Source organism: Ilumatobacter sp. (assembly GCF_049588435.1).
Taxonomy (GTDB): Bacteria; Actinomycetota; Acidimicrobiia; order Acidimicrobiales; family Ilumatobacteraceae; genus Ilumatobacter_A.
Genome location: NZ_JBAVYV010000295.1, coordinates 1 through 2,207 on the forward strand (window position 1 = coordinate 1; position 2,207 = coordinate 2,207).

Below are 2,207 nucleotides of genomic sequence, written 5' to 3' on the forward strand. Positions count from 1 at the left end.
GGTCACCCATTCGAGGTCGGCGGCGGTGAGGGCGGCATACTTTTTCGCGTGGTAGGCCGCCTCATCCTCGGGCAGGCAAGCAAGCTGGCCCATCAGACCGACGAGGCGTTCCTGCAATCCGTCGATCAGCGCGATCCATTCCGGGTCGTGGGCGGCGGAACGGGCAAGCCCGAGCGCGGCATTGAGTTCATCGACGTGGCCGAGGGCCTCGATTCTGAGGGAGGTCTTGGCAATGCGTTTGCCGAACAGGAGGTCGGTGTCTCCTGAATCTCCGCGGCCGGTGATGATGCTCATGGCGGGGATTTACCGGGAGGGTGAAGCTTTTGTCCACCCACATGGTGTTGGAGGGTGGCGGTAGCTATCTGCGGGCATCGCGTTCGGCCTTTTTCCTGGCGCCCCGACCGAGGATTTCCTCGAGTGTGCCGAAGTCCTTGCGGACGATTTGGCGCCGGACCTTGTAGCGGAGCGCCCAACGGAAGTGGTCGCACACCGGGAGGAAGTCGCGGTGGCCAATGCCATCGATGGCCACCAACTGGTAACCGCCGGCCGACAGCTGACGGGCACAAACGTTGCCCGGATTGAAGTCCCGGATGGCGATGTCGCTGTCGAAGATCGCCTGCAAATATTCCTGGTGAGCCTTGATCCATACCGGGTCGTCGGCCGCAACAGCTCCTTGGCTGATGTAGTGGCTGAAGGATTTGGAAACCTCACCGGTGGTTTCATCCCGGATCAGGTCGAAGACTCCGCCCTTACCCAGATCGGTTTCGACCATGCCATAGAACCTCGGAATGAAGTTGTAGTCGAGATGCGGCCGCAGTCGCGCGATTTTCTCGTAGTAGAGGGCTTCCTTTTCCGTAGGGCCGCCGGTTTCGCGCTTGTCGATCTTGACGCACTTGTCGGGATCGTCCGGGTGATGATAACAACTGCGGGTGGCGCCTTTGCCAATCAACCGGGCAGGATCTACCTGAATCATTTCTTTCATGTTGCGATGGGGCCTCGCCAGATGGTGGGGCGTGCGGAAGCGTGACGTCAGGGATTCTTCTCCCCGTCGGCTGCGTAGATGTTCTTGTAGTATTCGTCGGCCATCCGGTCCGCGTCGAAGAACGGGACCACGTCGTTCATCGAGTTGAGGACCATCTGGTACCAGTCGTCCGGGCGATCGTAGTAAAGTGGCAGGATTTTTTCCCGCATCAAGTGATGGAATCCGAGCAGGTCGTGGCGATCGCGGTCCTCATGTCCCAGACCGGGGTCAGCGGGCGGGATGATGAACGAGTTTTCGCCGTCCTTGGCAAATTCGCAGACCCAGCCGTCGTAGGTGGACAGATTGACCGAGCCGTTCATGGCGGCGGTCATGCCGGAGGTGCCGGAGGCTTCGCGGGTGACCACCGGGTTGTTCAGCCAGAGGTCGGAGCCGTTCTTGAGGGCGCGGGAAAGCTCAAGTTCGTAGCCTACCAGGACGGTGGCATTCGGGTAGCCGCGGGTCAGGCGAATCAACTGGTTGAAGGTGTCAATGGCGGAGAAATCGAAGGGAAACGGCTTGCCCGCCCAGATCAATTGCACCGGTTGGTCGTTGTTGTGGAGGAGTTCGCGGAACAGGCGGATGTCCCGGGCGATCAGGTCAGGACGCTTGTAGCCCGCGAAGCGGCGCGCCCAGACGATGGTGAGGACATCGGGGCGGAACAACTTGCCGGTCTGGTCAGCAACGATGCGGAACAAGCGCTCCTTGAGCTCGCGCTTGCGGTTCCGGAGTTCCTCGATGTCGCCGCGGAGACGGGCGTGTTCGAGGCCGTGGTCGGCCCAGTATTTCTTGTTTTGCGCGTTGGTGACGTGGGTGATGGGGCAAATGTCCGGGTAGCCTTCCCACATGTGACGGGAGACTTCGCCGTGGAGTTTTGAAACACCGTTGGCGATTCGGGCGAGCCGTAAGGCGGCCAACGAGTGGTTGAATTCGTCGCCTTCGATGCCGGTGATTTCGCGCACTTCGGATTCAGGGATTTCGCCGAAAAACGAGAAATCGCGCAGCAGATTGAAGTCGTGGCGTTCGTTGCCGGCTTCCTCCGGAGTGTGGGTGGTGAAAACGAGCCGCTTTTTCACCTCCTCCGTGCTGTGGTGTTTCTCGTAGAGGTGGAAGGCGGCGGAGAGCCCGTGGGCCTCGTTGAGGTGCCAGACTTCGGGGTCGACGCCCAGTTCATCAAGCAGCCTGGCGC

At 60.7% G+C, this 2,207-nt stretch carries 3 protein-coding genes; all 3 read right to left on the minus strand.

What is annotated here, in order from left to right; all coding sequences use genetic code 11:
- On the minus strand, positions 1-294 hold a 294-nt coding region (locus WBV89_RS11515), incomplete at its 3' end, for an ATP:cob(I)alamin adenosyltransferase (protein ID WP_423981493.1).
- A 64-nt stretch (positions 295-358) separates the two neighbouring features.
- Positions 359-982 carry a YrbL family protein gene (locus tag WBV89_RS11520; protein WP_423981494.1) on the minus strand — a complete coding sequence of 208 codons (624 nt, stop codon included), beginning with the start codon at positions 980-982 and terminating at the stop codon, positions 359-361.
- Between the two features lie 47 nt (positions 983-1,029).
- On the minus strand, positions 1,030-2,207 hold a 1,178-nt coding region (glgP, locus tag WBV89_RS11525), incomplete at its 5' end, for an alpha-glucan family phosphorylase (protein WP_423981495.1).